The sequence below is a fragment of the Virgibacillus sp. W0181 genome (assembly GCF_051846915.1).
GTDB lineage: Bacteria > Bacillota > Bacilli > Bacillales > Amphibacillaceae > JBPYCR01.
Genome location: NZ_JBPYCR010000026.1, coordinates 13,351 through 30,103, shown reverse-complemented (window position 1 = coordinate 30,103; position 16,753 = coordinate 13,351). Strand labels below are relative to the sequence as shown.

14 protein-coding genes and 1 pseudogene are annotated in these 16,753 nt (G+C 38.0%); 5 read left to right on the top strand and 10 right to left on the bottom strand.

All coding sequences use genetic code 11. The features are described 5' to 3' along the window. Positions 1–336: 336 nt before the first annotated feature. Positions 337–1,328 (bottom strand): annotated as a pseudogene (locus ACLIBG_RS11185) (tellurite resistance/C4-dicarboxylate transporter family protein). Between the two features lie 443 nt (positions 1,329–1,771). On the opposite strand from ACLIBG_RS11185, the gene ACLIBG_RS11180 reads away from it, so the two are divergent. The 4 genes from ACLIBG_RS11180 (at position 1,772) to ACLIBG_RS11165 (ending at position 5,459) form a co-directional block, all read left to right on the top strand. After that, the gene (locus ACLIBG_RS11180) at positions 1,772–2,410 is read left to right on the top strand and encodes a YpjP family protein (protein ID WP_439312846.1); all 639 of its coding nucleotides are present in this window, start codon (positions 1,772–1,774) and stop codon (positions 2,408–2,410) included. Between the two features lie 51 nt (positions 2,411–2,461). Beyond that, the gene (locus tag ACLIBG_RS11175) at positions 2,462–2,743 is read left to right on the top strand and encodes a YciI family protein (RefSeq protein WP_439312845.1); all 282 of its coding nucleotides are present in this window, start codon (positions 2,462–2,464) and stop codon (positions 2,741–2,743) included. 309 nt (positions 2,744–3,052) lie between these two features. Beyond that, positions 3,053–3,418, top strand: a complete 366-nt coding sequence (locus ACLIBG_RS11170; protein WP_439312844.1) for a CoxG family protein — start codon at positions 3,053–3,055, stop codon at positions 3,416–3,418. Positions 3,419–3,818: 400 nt separating this feature from the next. Continuing rightward, positions 3,819–5,459, top strand: a complete 1,641-nt coding sequence (locus ACLIBG_RS11165; RefSeq protein ID WP_439312843.1) for a BCCT family transporter — start codon at positions 3,819–3,821, stop codon at positions 5,457–5,459. 250 nt (positions 5,460–5,709) lie between these two features. On the opposite strand, the gene ACLIBG_RS11160 is transcribed toward ACLIBG_RS11165, so the two are convergent. Next, entirely contained in the window at positions 5,710–5,949 is a 240-nt protein-coding gene (locus tag ACLIBG_RS11160; RefSeq protein WP_439312842.1) for a hypothetical protein, read from the bottom strand. Positions 5,950–6,577: 628 nt separating this feature from the next. Further along, the gene (locus ACLIBG_RS11155; protein WP_439312841.1) at positions 6,578–6,805 is read right to left on the bottom strand and encodes a helix-turn-helix domain-containing protein; all 228 of its coding nucleotides are present in this window, start codon (positions 6,803–6,805) and stop codon (positions 6,578–6,580) included. A 455-nt stretch (positions 6,806–7,260) separates the two neighbouring features. Between ACLIBG_RS11155 and ACLIBG_RS11150 the strand changes: the two genes are divergently transcribed. Beyond that, positions 7,261–7,908, top strand: a complete 648-nt coding sequence (locus ACLIBG_RS11150; RefSeq protein WP_439312840.1) for a VOC family protein — start codon at positions 7,261–7,263, stop codon at positions 7,906–7,908. A gap of 234 nt (positions 7,909–8,142) precedes the next feature. On the opposite strand, the gene ACLIBG_RS11145 is transcribed toward ACLIBG_RS11150, so the two are convergent. The 7 genes from ACLIBG_RS11145 to ACLIBG_RS11115 all read right to left on the bottom strand — a co-directional run bounded on the left by ACLIBG_RS11145 (position 8,143) and on the right by ACLIBG_RS11115 (position 16,461). After that, positions 8,143–9,570, bottom strand: coding sequence for a YfcC family protein (locus tag ACLIBG_RS11145; RefSeq protein WP_439312839.1), 1,428 nt, complete (start codon positions 9,568–9,570; stop codon positions 8,143–8,145). Next, positions 9,554–10,774: a M20 family metallopeptidase gene (locus ACLIBG_RS11140; protein WP_439312838.1), complete on the bottom strand. Its 1,221-nt coding sequence runs from the start codon at positions 10,772–10,774 to the stop codon at positions 9,554–9,556. The genes ACLIBG_RS11145 and ACLIBG_RS11140 overlap by 17 nt, the downstream gene beginning before the upstream one ends. A gap of 174 nt (positions 10,775–10,948) precedes the next feature. Next, the gene (locus tag ACLIBG_RS11135) at positions 10,949–12,079 is read right to left on the bottom strand and encodes a mandelate racemase/muconate lactonizing enzyme family protein (RefSeq protein ID WP_439312837.1); all 1,131 of its coding nucleotides are present in this window, start codon (positions 12,077–12,079) and stop codon (positions 10,949–10,951) included. 3 nt (positions 12,080–12,082) lie between these two features. Then, positions 12,083–13,243 carry a M20 metallopeptidase family protein gene (locus ACLIBG_RS11130; RefSeq protein WP_439312836.1) on the bottom strand — a complete coding sequence of 387 codons (1,161 nt, stop codon included), beginning with the start codon at positions 13,241–13,243 and terminating at the stop codon, positions 12,083–12,085. A 345-nt stretch (positions 13,244–13,588) separates the two neighbouring features. Beyond that, the gene (locus ACLIBG_RS11125; RefSeq protein WP_439312835.1) at positions 13,589–14,956 is read right to left on the bottom strand and encodes a hypothetical protein; all 1,368 of its coding nucleotides are present in this window, start codon (positions 14,954–14,956) and stop codon (positions 13,589–13,591) included. Positions 14,957–15,030: 74 nt separating this feature from the next. Next, positions 15,031–15,354, bottom strand: coding sequence for a DUF4870 domain-containing protein (locus tag ACLIBG_RS11120; protein WP_439312834.1), 324 nt, complete (start codon positions 15,352–15,354; stop codon positions 15,031–15,033). A gap of 132 nt (positions 15,355–15,486) precedes the next feature. Then, positions 15,487–16,461: an MBL fold metallo-hydrolase gene (locus tag ACLIBG_RS11115; RefSeq protein WP_439312833.1), complete on the bottom strand. Its 975-nt coding sequence runs from the start codon at positions 16,459–16,461 to the stop codon at positions 15,487–15,489. Positions 16,462–16,753 lie beyond the last annotated feature (292 nt).

Sequence of the window (16,753 nt, the reverse complement as noted above, 5' to 3'; positions counted from 1 at the left end):
TAAAAATATGTATAAAAAAGAAAAAGAAATTCTATTAACCTCAAAACATTAATCTTTTAATAAGATAAAAAAATCTTTGGTGTCTGCCAGATAATATGTATATGCCTGTCCTTTTAAAACACACTTTGTAACCGCTTACCTTTGCCATCCATCTCTACTGTAACATGCAGGAAAATTGTTATCAATCAAATCGAAATAGTCTGTATTTATTTCATATCCCTTAAGGAAGTAGAAGGTTATGTATCAGAAGGGAATAACGCAACTTAATTTGTTTCAGTACCGTTCGTTAAACAATCCTTGAACTATTATTTAAAAAAGTTTCTAAATAGAGTATTACTACTTTATCAAATCTTTCGAAGTAGTGTTCACATTTTTATAAAGGTGCCCTAACAGACTCAAAAACACAAAAGTCCAGGCGCAGAGTGCAATATATACCATGATGTTGGGTATCACAGTTAACTGTGGTAATTCTAATGCTTTGGCCAACTGGAAAGTACTCGTTGTATACATTGCAAGGGGAAAACCATCCCCCATAATTGTGGGTCATATGAGAGTGGATACCGATTAAATAAATGCCTCCATATCATAAGAATGAACAAAAGTGGTATCCACCAAGTCCCTGTTACCCAGAAAAATAGAGTAAACCCTTTTAAAAACGGTGTAATCTCTTCCAATAAAAGCCAACTTTCAGCATGAAGAATTAAAGTAGAACCAGCTAATGTGGTAATGGCAACAGCACCCATGTTAATCCAATATGGAGGTGTAAGGGCTGCAAACTCTAATTTTAAAAATGTAAACCGGTAAAATATAAGCGTGATAATGTTCAAATAAAGCATACAGCCAAGAAAATACATGCATAACGCTGTAAATAAAATCACAATTTGTCCCTTTTCAATGTAAGGAATTAAAAGCGTCCCAAGTATAGAAATAGACTGAGTCGCAACCGCCGCAATTAACCATGCACCGTTAATCCCTTCAGCTATGGAGGGTTTATCCTTTCTAACCGTAACAGCTGTAAAGAAGGTGTACATAATAAGTAGCCACAATATAATGGCCAGCCCCCATAAAAAAGCAGCAATAGAATACACTTCTGCAACGATAATAAGTTGGCTTCCGAAAACACATGTCCCAGCCACGAATGTAAAAAAACCTGGCCCAAGTGTATGACTAGTTAAATCTTCAACCATAATTGGAAAAAAGAATATACTACGAAAGATAGTAATAATCCACAAAATAATATAAGCAAATATATTAACGTATAACAAAACGGTAGAGAGTAGAATGATGTCTAGGAGATGGGCGCCTATAGACAATGCTCCCGTGGCCATTACAAGAGCAAAATAACCTGGAAAAAAGTTCTTAAGATTATACTTTAAAAAACGTAACACAAACTCAACTCCTAATATTGTTAATATCGCATATAATCATTTTACAATACATTTAGTTATTGTGATACGAGCAATATATTATTTGGTAAACATTAAATTCACACTGTAAATATACAGTTATCGATAAATAAATACGCAATAAAACAGAGTTACATATGAGATTTCCCTATTTGTTCTTAGCTCCTGCCATGATGTTTTTAATTATGCAACGAACTGCAAGTATAAAAGCTATTAAAGCCACTATTTAAATAGCAATCGATTTCTGGGTGTAATATGAAGATCCTATTACAAATATTACAGTTGTATTTAAATTCTGATTTATAATATATTTTTTCTCAGTCCAATGGTAAAATGTATACGAATACATATGAGGAGTTTTGAAGATGAAGATCATGCTGCGAAAGTTATTTGTATCAATTGCCGCGGTCGTGACGCTTGGAATGTACACACCGCCCATACAAGTGAATACAAATACAGATTCTGAAACTGATGCGAAAAACAAAGAATCTGTTCCTTCTGCTTCAGCTGAAGATGAGTCATCTTCTTTTTTCACTACGGAAATAGAACAAGCCTCATTTATAGCAACACTCCCGCAGTATGAAGAAAACGTGACTACTGTATTAATTGATGAACTGATGACAACAGCGAAAGCACAGACCATACTGAAAATGGGTCCAAAAATTACGAGTCAAGTAGAAAGTGAATTTAATGAACTGATTTTGCCTATGATGGAGGAAGTTATCACGACAGTTATACAAAATTCTGAGGTTCAACAAGACTCTACCCCCTCCTATGCCATTACTGAACAGCCGACGAGAGGACTCGGTGAACGAATCTTTAACCTGTATGACGAACGCCGCGAGGAGGACATCGCATTGTTTCATGTCCGGCGTGATCACCGCCCGCTAGAAGGATACTGGTTTAATTTTCATTATCACTTAAATGATGACAATTTTGAAAAGCACCATCACCTAGGAGATATATACTGGGATAAAAACATTCCACCTAAATGGATGGCTTAGTCAAGTACACTGATAATCATTTGAAAGTATAAAAAGAACGGAGTAGATAAAATGAAATACTTTGCAGCATTTTTAGCGTTAAAAGACGAAGAGAAAAGTAGAAAATACCGCCCGGAACACCTTGATTTTCTAGCTAAAATGAGAGCAGAAAAAAAAGTGTTCATGAATGGTCGATTTACAGATGGATCAGGTGGACTTGTTATTTATAGTGGGGAATCGTACGCACAAGTAGAGAAATGGGTACAGGAAGATCCTTATATTATTCATGGAGCAAGAGATTACACACTTCGTGAGTGGGATATGATGACAGACATTGAATTTGAACAGGGATGAAGTGAAATTTCATTCAGTCGAGGTTATTACAGCCCCCTTAATGAGGGTTAAAAGAAACTCTTTGTAAGATGACACCCAAAGGATCGGCATCACCCGATCTTTTTTGTTTATGTGAAAAATGTTATCTATATAGCACTTAGCAAAATATACAGTTCTAATAAGAAAGACGATGCATATAGTAGTCAGTGTGGATATTTTAATATCAAGGAGGGAATTGCCATCCCCAGTGGAATTCATCATGTAAATCTCGCTACCCCGATTGAAAATGTCTGGACCTTTATTAGTGATATGAATCAATGGGCTCCGTTAGTGCCTGGATACATAGAACACACTATTGTAACTGACCGACAATCTATATGGACGTTTACTGGAGAAGTAGGAGTTGTTCAAAAGACAATTCAACTTGAGGTCAACATTAAAAAATGGCAAAAGCCAACTAGCATAACATTTGAATTAAAAGGGTTAAATGAAAATGTGAAAGGGCACGGGTATTTCAATGCACAGGAAATCGATTGGAATCATACAAACATTACCGGTTTTCTTAACCTTTCGGCAAAGGGCATGTTGGGTCCAATGGTTAATTCTATACTAAGATCATACGTCCCGAAAACGACAGTCCAATTGACGGAAGCAGTTGTGCTTAAAATGAAACAAAGTCAACCTGTTCCGCTGTAAATTGTTAAAACAAGAATACTGAATTGAAAAAGGAGCCACCTATATTTATATTAGGTAGCTCCATTCCTTTATTTTAAGAAATACAACCTTATATAGTTTATATGGTATTTTTTAAATGAAACAATAGATTTCTTCACAGTACTTTTTTTCAAATTTTAATTAAATCCTTTCTTTTTCAGATGACAAAAATAACCATATTTGATATATTTAACAAAGTTTCTTCATTGTCTATGTTCAAATTGAAGCATAAACGAAACTTAAAGTTACACCGGTTACATCATTGTCTATAAGCGAAATATTACCGGCTTTTTTGAACAGACTAAAGTTAAGTTTCCCTTAAAACACCATGGACCACAAATGAGAGGAGGGTTCTGCGTAAAAAAGGGTACGCAGATAAAACATGACAAGTAAAAACAAAGAATTTTCAACAGGAAAACCATCAATTGTACTATATATTTCAGCAATTCTTGTTTCCTTATTTGTGATATGGGGGGCGACTTCACCGAAATCACTCGGTGCTGCAGCGGAAAGTGCACTTAGTTGGATGATTACAAATTTCGGTTGGTTTTATATGTTAATCGCTGCTTTTTTTGTACTTTTTGTCATTTCCTTAGCAATTAGTCCGTTTGGCAGAATCCGGTTAGGTAAGCCTGATGACAGACCGGAATTTTCCTACATTTCCTGGATAGGTATGCTATTTGCGGCCGGTATTGGTGTAGGCTTCGTATTTTTTGGGGTTGCGGAACCTGTTCTTAATTATATTAACCCACCTAAAGCTTTTGAACCTGAATCAAGCGAGTCAGCTGTGGCAGGAATTAGATACGGCGTTTATCATTGGGCGATACATCCGTGGGCGATATTTTCAACAGTTGGTTTAACGCTTGCCTATGTTCAATACCGTAAAGGGATGCCAGCATTAATCAGTTCAGCCTTTTATCCAATACTAGGAAATCGGATTAAAGGCTGGGCCGGGAAAACAATTGATATTCTGGCAGTCCTGGCAACCAGTACAGGAGTTGCGACTACATTTGGGCTAAGTGCCATGCAAATGTCTGGGGGGCTATCCCATTTAACAGCTGCTCCTAACAATATTTGGACACAACTAATTATTATTTCTATTGTAACCGTTCTTTTTATAATATCAGCGGCACGTGGCGTTGATAAAGGGATTAAAATATTAAGTAACATTAACATCGTCGTTGCTGGTTTATTGCTTCTGTTTGTATTGAGCATCGGCCCAACCATCTTTATTTTTGAAAATATGGTTACGACACTCGGTGGCTATATTACCAACATTATTCCGATGAGCTTAACAATGACACCTTTTATTAAAAGTGATTGGCTTGGTAATAACACCATTTTCTTTTGGGCATGGCATATATCATGGGCTCCTTTTATCGGAATGTTCATAGCCAGAATATCAAAAGGTCGTACTATCCGGGAATTTATTGCAGGTGTCATACTCGCACCGGCAACCCTTGCAATCATCTGGTTTACTACATTTGGGGCAACTGCTTTAAACTTAGAAATAAATGGACCTGGCGGGATTGCTGAGTTGGTAAACAATAATGTAGAGATTGCGCTGTTTGCCACACTGGCAGAACTTCCATTCAGTATTTTAACAAGCACTATTGCAATGTTGCTCATCTTTATATTCTTTATTACTTCAGCCGATTCAGCAACATTTGTATTAGGAGCAATGACGTCTCGTGGTAGCCTAAACCCACCTTTATCAATAAAATTAATTTGGGGTTTTCTCATCGCAGGTACTGCAAGCGTATTATTGCTTAGTGGTGGCGGTGGTCTTGATGCATTGCAAACCGCATCCGTTGTCGCCGCACTACCATTTGGATTTATTATGCTGTTAATGGTTGTGTCAGTTCTAATGATGTTGAAAAAAGATTGGGCTGAGAATCGCCCCCCTCGTAATAGAGAACTTAAAAAGGAAATTAGAGAAGAAATGAAGGATGAAGTAAGGGAAGAAGTGTATAAAGAAGTTAAAGATAAAATATATGACGACATTAAAAAAGACTTTTTCTAAGTGATGGTTACCTTGTTTATAAGACGAGAACGCTCCAATACAGAGTGGACTCGCTCTTCGAGAAGATAAGTGTCAAAAAGGAAAAAAAATCAGTGGAAGTTTTTCGGTTCCACTGATTTTTTTTTATTTTGTCATTCCGTGTGAAATTACTAGTATGTAGAATATAGATAATCAAGCTGATTACTGCAATTTAAAGCAGAGCATATTGTTATTATATTGTTTTTTGCCAAATTATAAAAATAATAGTTTTTCATGCTTTTTGTATTAAGTTTTTTCTGTTAAGAACGTGATGACGTACAGCGTAATTGAAATAAGTTGCCAGTGGATGATCGTCGAGTCGGAAAGCCTCATTAATGTTCCATATAACAACTAACTTATCCGGCTCATGATGTTCATGTAATCGTACATTAAGTTCAAAAGCGTAATAATACATCCTTCGATTGTTTTGCCTAACAATTTCTTTCAGTGTGAAAAAATATTTTTTATTCATATCCATCTCCCTTTTGCATATTTTAATTACTCTTTATCGATAATAAAAATAGTTAAAATAACCTAGTATAAATGGACTAATTATTATCTTACTATATAAAAGAATATAAATCAGCAAAAGGTATCATAATAGTCAGTTACTTTATCGTTTTTCGGGTTTCATTTTAGACCAAAATACCATTGTGCTCAGAAAAATACGCCAATTGCGGATGGAAAAAACTCCGCTTTTGACGTATCTAAACGAATATGAGTCTTGTAGAAGTCGTAAATTATTAATAATACCAATACATGATTTTTTATTTTAAGACACCTAAGAAAAGCGCAAGCGCCCTGCCTAGAAACGTAGCGACTGGACTGAAGCAACTAAGATAAAGGAATCATGCCCCTGCAAAAGGGGTATGCCAACGTTGCCCGCAAAGGGCGTATTTAGTTGGCCCTCCTTTACCTGTGCGAATCGATGATGACTTTCACCCAAGGGCATAAGGGCGACTAAGCCTCTGTCTAAGCCAATCGGCAAGTCTTCTTTATCGCAAGGCGCTACAGGAAGTCGCCTAGTTTCTGGGCGCTTAAGCTAGACAGCTACGCGAAAAATTTTATACATTCTTATCTTTTAAATAATAACATTATCCTTACTCTCTATTGACGAGAGTAAGTTGAAGTTCCAATGCATGCGCTACTTTTTCTAATGTATCCAGTCGCGGAATAGCCCCTTCCTTTTCCAGTCGGGCAATCGCTGTTTGATGTAAGTTTGCTCTTTCAGCCAAGTCCCTTTGTGTAAGACCTAGCTCTTTTCTTTTCTGAATCAACCCCGAAATAATCTGGCTTTGCCCATTGTTATTCGATCGAAAAGAGTTCATCCGCCTTCATCCTCTACATTTAATTTTATATACTAGCGAAATAAAAGTCGTTAACAAATAATATACTTTTATATCGACATATCGTATGAAAACCTAAGATAATTTACTAATTTTGTATATTCTATTTCCAATATGGTCGAGTATTTGTGTTATTTATAATATATACAGTTTCCTCACACACACGTCAATAAAATGATTCATTATAACTAGGTATATAATACCATAAAATACGATTGTATTAAACACAAATATGTATTTAATCTAGATATTAAGTTGTATACCCAGTTACATTGTCTCTGAATTTGTTTACTTGACTTTAAAATTTATTGTATACAAATGATAATACAACGTGAATCGTATTATCATTGTAAAACTGCTTAGATATTTATATAATCAATCTACGTCTTATTCGATTGGAGACAGATGATCGAGTAGATAAAAGGAGTGATAAAACATTGTTAGCATTAGATCATATCGTCATTGGCGGGACAGACGCTGCAAAAGCAAGTGCTGAATACAGCAACATTTATACAGTCAAGGCGGTTAGAGGCGGCGATCACGAAAACTGGGGCACTTACAATTATTTAGCGTATTTTTCCAACAATAGTTATCTTGAGTGGTTGGATATTTCAGATGATCAGACTGCAAAAGAATCTACAAATCCGCTTATTCGTCATTTGGTATATCAAGTTGAAAGCAATCAATCCGGACCTTTTCAATTCGCCCTCCGAACTAACGATATTAATAAATATATTAATCATTTTAATATGGAAAACATTCCATATGAGGGACCCTTCTTTGGACGACGCGCTAGACCAAATGGAAGCAGTATCACATGGAAAATGCTTTTTCCTTCCTACGATCACACCAAAGAAATTTTACCCTTTTTAATCGAGTGGGATCAGCCTATACACGAACGGGTGGATCCGAGTATTGTAAATGCACAAGCTATTGAAAAAGTTTCATTTGGAGCTTATGACCGAATGAAATTTGCACATATATACAGAGTTAAATTTAAAAAAATGTATAAAAGCAGTATGCCGTTACGAAATACAAAATTCAACTTTAAAGATAAAAATGACCTCGGGTTTACATTAGTATAACGCAAGGTACTTAATGGGACGGACGCATCGCTTCCTCAATGGATGAACTTCCCACGTTCTGCTATCTAATAGCAAAAAAATCCAAACGACTCAAAATTCTAATGGAGTAATTTTGAAGTATCGTTCGGATTTTTTGTTTTATCCCTGCTTCTCGTCTACTTTCAATATAGGTGAAAAGTTTTTTGTAATTATTCGCTTACAGCTACTTACTCTTGCTAAATCATATTTACGCTCTTAAAAAGGTCCAAATCCAATCACGCTAGCAATAACTAGGAATACACATGCTACGCCGATCCAAATAAGAATAAGCGGCCATGCCCATTTAGCCCATTTCTCCCATGGAATACCTGCAAGGGCCAAACCAGCCATAAAGTAAGCACTCGTTGGGTTAATAACATTCGTAATACCATCCCCAAACTGAAATGCTACAACAGCCGTTTGCCTAGTCATGCCAATTAAATCTGCTACTGGAACCATAACTGGCATGGAAGCTGCAGCTTGTCCGCTACCTGAAGGAATAAAGAAGTTAATAATCATTTGTACAAAAAACATCCCAATTGCTGATAAAAATGGTGGCAAGGCAGCAACTGATTGCGCCAAATAGTAAACAATCGTATCGAGCACTTTTCCGTCACCAAGTACGACGATAATCCCGCTGGCAATCCCGATAACGAGCGCTCCAAATGTAATGCCTGCCGCACCTTTAATAAACTCTTCAGCCGTCTTGTTAAGCCCGAGCCCACCAACGACACCAGCAATAATGCCAATTGTCAAAAATGCAGCCGACAATTCATGAATATACCAACCGAGTTGAATAACTCCGAAAGCAACGATAATCAAACCGATAAAAAATACAGCGAGTACAATTTTGTGCCGTATGGAAAATTGCGCATCATTTTCTAAACCTTCAATATCCAAGTCGCGTTTTTTATCCAATTCATACATCGGACTTTTTGTCGGATCCTGTTTGATTTTTCTTGCATACAATACGATATATACAATCGTCACAATTACCATTGTTGCATACATTGCTAAACGGAAACCTAGCCCTGAAAACAACGGCAACTCTGCAATTCCTTGAGCAATTCCAACAGTAAACGGATTCAGAAAGGCGCCTGCAAAACCGGCTCCCGCTCCAAGCAGTACGAGCGACATTCCAGTAATGGAATCAAGCCCCATCCGAATCGCGAGTACGACCATAATCGGATAAAAAGGCAGTAATTCTTCGGCAAGACCCATAACAGACCCTGCAAAAGAAAAAAGAATTATAAATAATGGTATTGCCCATATTTCCTTCCCATTTAACTTTTTAATGGTGAAATTAATTCCTTTATCAATAACACCCGTTGATTGAATAATACCAAATGCCCCACCTACGATAAATACGAAAAAGATAATATATGCTGCATTCTCCATCCCTTTGGGAATAGCCATCAACATATCAAATAGATTTTGTGGATTTGCATCTACTGCGCCATATGATTCAGCATCAACTAACTCACGTCCGGTATTTGGATCTTCATATCGATCAAATTCTCCGGTTGGTAAAACATAGGTTAGTAGTCCGGCAAAAATAATAACACCAAATAATAAGACATATGTATGAGGCATCGTAAACCTTTTTTTCTTCGTTTCCGTTTCGTTATTACTGGGCTGACTCAAACGATCTCCTCCTCCTTGTAATTTCAAGAACAACATACGTATACAACTGTGTTGCACGTCGCAGCTCTTTCATATTGATTTTTTCCTTATCTGAATGTGCATCTTCCAATTCACCCGGACCACAAACAACAGAGGGTATTCCACCATTCGCCAATGTTGCACCATCGCTCCAGCCCGGAAACATATCGACGATTGGCTCTTGATCCAGCATTTCTTTCGTGCCCTCTTCCAACACCTTCACACCCCAATGGTCAAATGAAGTATCAAGCGGGGGATGGTAGCCTGTTAATTCCGACATGCGTCTTATTTCCACTCTTAAATTCGGATTGTTCTTTTTCTGCATAGAAACAATACTTTGTAATTCTTCCATAATCGATTCTGTTGATTCATTCGGAAGCCATCTGCGATCAAATTGTAAAAAGCATTGATCTGCAACAACATTCGGATCCAAACCACCTGTTATCTTCCCCAAGTTTAAAGTAGGGATTCCTAGAATTGGATGTCTTCTCTCTTTTAATAATGGAAGCAAATGCTTACGTAGAAGTTCGGTAAATTCAGTAGCATGATAAATGGCATTCTTTCCCGAATCCGGCATACTTCCATGAGCGGATTTCCCATAAAATGCCACTTCAATCCATTCCATCCCTTTATGTGCTGGCATAATTTGTAATGCAGTCGGTTCACCAATTACAGCAAAGTCGGCCGTTAATTTACCCGAGTCGATTACTTGTTTAGCTCCTTGTGCTCTTTCTTCTTCATCAATAACACCGGCAAAAATAACCTCTCCATCAACACTCATGTTGAGCCGTTTTAACGTAACCATAGAAACCATCATCGCCGCAAGGGCCCCTTTCATATCCACAGCCCCTCGTCCATATAGGTTCCCATCGTGTCTTTCCGGTTTAAAAGCCTGATTCATCGTATAAGCTGGAACAGTATCAATATGACCATTCAGCATCACGCTTTTATGCGTGTTCTTTGCTTGTCCCATTCGAGCATAAACGTTTGGTCTATTTGGGAACACTTCTTCCGTCCATGCTTCAATTCCATGTGAAATGAAAAAGTCGCGGATCCAATAAGCTACTGCACTCTCTTTTTGCGCGCTTTCTTTATGTGACTCTATTTCGATTAACTTCTCGGTCACTTCTACTACTTCTTCTTCACTAATCATAGCTGCAATCTTTTTTGTAGATTCGTTATCCATTTCGCCACCTCCTGTAAAGCCATCGTACTATCGGTTAGCTAAATCGTTTGCCGGATTTATATCGTCAAGGGAAAATCCTTACTTTGGATTCATCTAAGGAAGGTCATCTGTGTTACCGGCAAATCCTATTTTTTTGATACACTAAACAACTAAATTGATTTTAAAAACCGTTTTTTACTCGGATACAAGGTTTACTTTTTCAAAGCTGCTGGAAAAATTCAGAAGCTTTTCTTCATCTAGTACTATACCAAGACCTGGCTTTTCCGGAATTCGGACAGTCGGACCTTGGATAGAAAAATCTGCCGCATCATCAGCAAACATTTCTGGACCTACAAGTTCATGACTAATTACATTTTTCACCGCCGTCATAACATGAAGACCGGCTAGAGACGCTACTCCAGATTCTACCATTGAACCCATTTGTGCTGGAACACCAGCCATTTCAGCCTGGGCTGACAACTTCATTGCCGGGAAGATCCCGCCGCATTTCATTAACTTAATATTTATGAAGTCAACTGCCTGAAGCTTTAATAGTTTATATAAATCTGATGAATTCCGAATTCCTTCATCAGCCATAATCGCTTCTTCTGATTTTAATCTGACTGTCGCAAGCCCTTCAAAATCGTCTGCCATAACTGGTTGTTCATACCAATCGACAGATACATTCTTCAATTGACGAAGCACTTTCAATGTATTGGCAACTGTTGACCATCCTTGGTTCGCATCGACTTTTATTGAAATCGAATCGCCAACGGCTTCTGCCACCTTACGTATCCGCTCCACATCCAATGCCAAATCTGTTCCGACTTTCATTTTTAAAATTTGATACCCTTTGGCGACTGCTTCTTTTGCTTCCTTCACAAGCTGTTCCGGTGGCAAAATACTTAATACGTATGGAACTTCCATCTCTTCTCGATATTTACCGCCAAGCAATTGATAAACTGGTGTTTTCAGTGCCTTTCCAGCCAAATCATAACAAGCAATATCAATTGCTGCTTTAGCAGTTGGAGCTCCGTATACTGCCTCGTTCATTGCTTCGTGTATCCTCTCCATTTCAAAAGGAGACTTACCGGCAATTGCCGGTAGCAACGTATCCCTCAGCATAGCGATGGTACTTGTTAACGATTCTCCGGTTACATGCTCGTCTGGAGTCGCCTCACCCCAGCCAATCATTCCATCTGATGTTTTTAACTTAATCAGTACGGTAGGCATATGATGATATGTTGTATAGGAAATAATAAAAGGTTTTTTTAACGGATATGCTACACCATAAATTTCCGCTTCAATAATCTTAACGTTTTTCATTTATTAATAAGCTCCTTCACTTAGTAACTTCTTTGCCACATTGCTAATCACGGTACATCCAGTTATAAGCATATCTTCATCAATATCAAATTTCGGATGGTGGTGGCCATAAACCCGCTCCTCACTTCCAACTCCAATAAAGAAATATACCGCTGGAATCTCTTTTGTATAATAGGCAAAATCTTCCCCACCAAGTGTTAGCTCGTTTGTATACACATTATCAGCCCCAACAACTTCTCCTGCTTCACGACGCACAACTGCAGCTAATTTCGGATCATTAGTTACAGGCGGTTCACCACGATTAAAGTCCATTTCATAGGTTGCGCCAAATGCTTGACATGTTCCTTGCAATATATCATTCATTCTGTCTTCGATCTGATCGCATACGCTCTCTTTGAAATAACGAACGGTTCCAGAAAGATGCGCCTTATCAGGAATAATATTATAATTCGTACCTGATTGAAGTTCTCCGAATGAAATAACAGCAGCATCGGCTGGCTTCAAGGATCTGCTTACAATTGTGTGGAACTGCGTAATCACTTGAGCTCCAACTAATATGGGATCAATCGTTGTTTCCGGCATGGAACCATGTCCTCCATGTCCTTGAATCGTAATATCAAATTCGGATACGCCCGCCATCATATAATCATCACGAATAGCGACTTTCCCCGACGATACCGGCTGCCATAAATGCGCTCCTACAATCGCATCTACGTTCTCCAAAACACCACGCTTAACAAGTTCTTTTGCTCCCCCAGGTGACACTTCTTCGGCATGTTGAAAAATAAATTTCACATTTCCCTTTAGTTTGTCTTCATGCTCACTGAAATATTTCGCTACACCTAAAACCATCGCCATATGCCCATCGTGCCCGCAAGCATGCATAGACCCATCTACTTTGGAGGCAAATGGGAGGTTCGTTTCCTCCTGAATTGGCAGTGCATCCATGTCAGCTCGAATTGCAATTGTTTTTCCTTCTTTTTTTGTTGGAAACGTTGCAATCACATCTTTTCCAGTCAATGAATCACAAATATAACCTAGTTCGGTCATTACGTTTTTAATATATGCCGTCGTTTCTTTTTCTTGGTGGGAAAGCTCCGGATATTGATGTAGATGCCGGCGATGCTCCACCATCCATTGCTGTAGTTGTTCTGATGTTTTCATTTTTATAAAAACTCCTTCCTGTTAAAGTATCATCATTTCTTCTGTATTGGATTCGCTTTCAATTACGATAATTGCTAAATGTGAGTGCTTACATTTGAATGATAAAATCTTTCACTTTTCCAAACATCACTTGTCGGTAAATGTCGGTAATTAATATAAGAAAGTACTCTACAAACTTTAATACCCAGTTTCACTTAAATTAAATCAACTGTAATTTTAATATTGGACCATCGCAAAAAAAATGGTAAATAACAAAAACAGACTAGTGTCGTTAAATGTCGGTAATTACTCAAAAATATACATTAAATCATTCGACTTGTCAAATGGTAATTTATTATTTCACAACTAATTCTGCGATGGTTCAGAAGCTAAAAAATCAACTTCCGCTGGATATGACAGCTTGTTCAAAAATTCTCGCTTAAAACGATACAGAGAGCGAGGTCTGCCTTGCGTATAAGGTTGTTCGGAACCGATCAATTTCAAAGTATTTGCTTCCGCCAATTTTTTGAGCAATCGTTCCGAGCTTCGTCTGCTCACTTGTAAAAACGCTGCCAAATCTTTGGAAGAAAAAGCTTCACCTAGACGATTATCATGAAATAACTTCAAATTAATAAGTGTTGCAAGTGGAATATTCATCTCTTGGGCAAGCGGAAGAATTGCCTCATTCTGCCCTTTTAATTGAATGGAATGGTCACTGCTTCCAATCGGACCTAACAGTTCCTTATTTTCATTAATAACAATCGTTCCTTGTTTTTTTTCAACGGCATATTTATGAGCTAGGGTGCTATGTTTTTCTGCTTCATTAAAATTCGTACCTAATCCAAAACCTATAGCAAGCTCGATATGAAGTGCTTCACGAGCTCCTTCTTGCAGCGTGCACCGTTTATACCCCTCCGTCAGAATACTTACACTCCCCTGTGTTCCATTAACGATAAAATTAGATTCATCTATTTTTCTTACAGAACCGTTTGCATTACGACACATTTTCACTAAAAACTGATATACCTTTTCATATATTGCAGTGTCTTCTATTATATCACTTTTATTTTCAACCGATATGAGCCCGACGGCTACTTGCGATGATTTTCGCATATAAAGTTCCGCCGATTGCTGTACAAGTTTTAATGCCTCTAATGTATTATTATCCGGATCAATCATTTGTATCGTAGGTACACCCGCATTCTCCAGCCTGTCACGCACGAGATGAATACTGGTCACTGCTAGCTTTGTTTTTCCTTGTTTCCATAAATCATAATGAAAGCGATAAATGGACTCTAGGTCAAAATTAGCGTCCCCAGTCAATAATGGTGCAAAGTCTTTAACATAATTGACATGCAAAGGAAAACCAAGTTCATCACTTACCCGCTGCAACGTCTCCTCATCTATAATATCCATCGACAATTCGGAAAAATCCACATTGTACTTATGTTTCATTTGTAGCATTGTAAAAACAATATTATTTTCATTATATTCAACTACTTCTACAGGCTGACTCGTCTTTTTTAATGCTCCCCGCGCATAGGCGTAAGGGAGCGGCCCTGAAAATAAAAGGACATGAGCATTTTGTGCTTTTTCGATTAAGTAAGGCGCCTCTTTAGGGTCCTGGTAAACATACGGCTCAATTATTAAATCGGGGAAATCCGTTTGCTTGCTAATTTGGTGCAATCGTTCCATAAAAATAGTAGGTCCAAATACTGCAATTCGATGTTTCATGTTGTTCACCTCCTGACAATACCTTCACTAAAACGCATTCCCCTTTTGATTTAGATCCTCAAAAGGGGAACGGCTTATTTTATAATCCGAAACGTAAGAGGGATGCGATATCTCTCTCCATTATAAGCTTTAACTAAAGCAATAATCGTAAAAATAAATAGTAAAATACCAACGATAATTAGTAATAAGATTCCTACAAGTACAAGGATTAAAATCGTGCTAATAATCGAGTAAATCGTAAAGGAAATAAAAAAGTTGAAATACTCTTTTCCATGGTAGTCAATAAATTCGGAGTCTTCACGTTTAACCAACCATATGACCAAAGGCCCTAAAACTGGGACAAAAAAGCTAACCAAATACAAAAGCATTGCAATCATCCGCTCATCATTGCTCGGCATATGCTCACCTCACTTCACCTATTTTCTTTCTTATTATGCAGTAATACGAATGAATAGTCCAATTTGCAAATTCCAATATTCAGCTATTAATTTAGTGCTTTTTCGCAAAGTTATTTTAAACGTAGACGCGACTTAAACACCAGTAAAATACCATTTACCCGCCATATATTTGCGCTTGATTTTTCCGTAAGCTTCCAATCGGTCGAGTTGGCCGATCACTTCAGACATGACAAGAGGAAATAATGACTCATATCTGTTTTGATACATAATTTGGGCGAGGCTTGCAGCTGTAACCGGAGATTTTTGAACGACCAGCTTTCTCATTTTTTCGGATTTTTTCCTTATTCGTTTTAACCGTTTATCAACCAATGGATGGGCATCTTGAATTATATCCCCGTGTCCCGGAAAGACAGTGGTTAGCTCATAACGGAGCAACTTTTTTAAGGAACTTTCATATTGCTGTACAGAAGAAAGCATGTTTCCTTTTTGATCCGGTTCAATTAGCGCGTTGCTTGAAAGGTGGGCAATTAAGTGATCTCCTGCGAAGAACAACCCGTTATCCTTATGAAACAAACCAATTTGATCTTCTGCATGGCCCTGCAGTCCTACCATTTGAAAGCCGTCTAGCATATCACCTTCATTTACTGTTATTATATCGCCATTTACTTTTTGTTCCCTATTTTCTACTGCAGCCTTCTTTAATTTATCTACTTGCTTCACACCTGCCGACCCACAGCCTGCTTCCCGGTACAATTTTTCAAAGAATACAATGCGGGATTGTAAAAATTGCTCATCCCTTTTCAGGCGAGGAATCGCCTTATCATGTGCATATACCGGAACATCGATGAGGGATCGTATCCGATTCACGAGCCCGGTATGATCTGCATGACTGTGTGTTAGAACAATTTTATCTATATCATTAATATTCAAGTTGTTTTGGCTTAAACACTCATCTAACTTCTGCCAGCTCGTTTTTGTGTTGACTCCTGCATCAACGAGCATAACGGACCCCTTGTTCTTCACAACATAAAAATTGCATGAGCGCAAATGCGAAGAAGCTGGAACAACAACAGGTAGTACAACAGGTAATTCAGTATGTTCACCCATCTTCAAACGCTCCTTCAACTAACGTCTATTCTCCTCACATAACCGTACAACAAAAAATAAATGCGCGCAAATTGTAAGAAAAGCGCAAGCGCCCTCGCAGGCTAAAAGCGCAACATCCTGTTGCAACGCCTGCACTAGCACGTCCTGTGCGTCGTAGAAACGTAGCGACTGCGCCAGACGAGAGCTGGTGGTTCGATGTTGGGACTGTAGCTTTGCTTTCGCCCCACCTAAAGAATTGTACGTCGAAGCTAGACAGCTATGCACAAATTCTGACCTGTTAAGAAAAGTAGCA

Excerpts from the sequence above, each read along its gene's own strand:
- ACLIBG_RS11180 (WP_439312846.1), top strand. The coding sequence starts at position 1,772 with ATGAAGATCATGCTGCGAAAGTTATTTGTATCAATTGCCGCGGTCGTG.
- ACLIBG_RS11175 (WP_439312845.1), top strand. The coding sequence starts at position 2,462 with ATGAAATACTTTGCAGCATTTTTAGCGTTAAAAGACGAAGAGAAAAGT.
- ACLIBG_RS11165 (WP_439312843.1), top strand. The coding sequence starts at position 3,819 with ATGACAAGTAAAAACAAAGAATTTTCAACAGGAAAACCATCAATTGTA.
- ACLIBG_RS11160 (WP_439312842.1), bottom strand. The coding sequence starts at position 5,949 with ATGAATAAAAAATATTTTTTCACACTGAAAGAAATTGTTAGGCAAAAC.
- ACLIBG_RS11155 (WP_439312841.1), bottom strand. The coding sequence starts at position 6,805 with ATGAACTCTTTTCGATCGAATAACAATGGGCAAAGCCAGATTATTTCG.
- ACLIBG_RS11140 (WP_439312838.1), bottom strand. The coding sequence starts at position 10,774 with ATGGATAACGAATCTACAAAAAAGATTGCAGCTATGATTAGTGAAGAA.
- ACLIBG_RS11135 (WP_439312837.1), bottom strand. The coding sequence starts at position 12,079 with ATGAAAAACGTTAAGATTATTGAAGCGGAAATTTATGGTGTAGCATAT.
- ACLIBG_RS11130 (WP_439312836.1), bottom strand. The coding sequence starts at position 13,243 with ATGAAAACATCAGAACAACTACAGCAATGGATGGTGGAGCATCGCCGG.
- ACLIBG_RS11125 (WP_439312835.1), bottom strand. The coding sequence starts at position 14,956 with ATGAAACATCGAATTGCAGTATTTGGACCTACTATTTTTATGGAACGA.
- ACLIBG_RS11120 (WP_439312834.1), bottom strand. The coding sequence starts at position 15,354 with ATGCCGAGCAATGATGAGCGGATGATTGCAATGCTTTTGTATTTGGTT.
- ACLIBG_RS11115 (WP_439312833.1), bottom strand. The coding sequence starts at position 16,461 with ATGGGTGAACATACTGAATTACCTGTTGTACTACCTGTTGTTGTTCCA.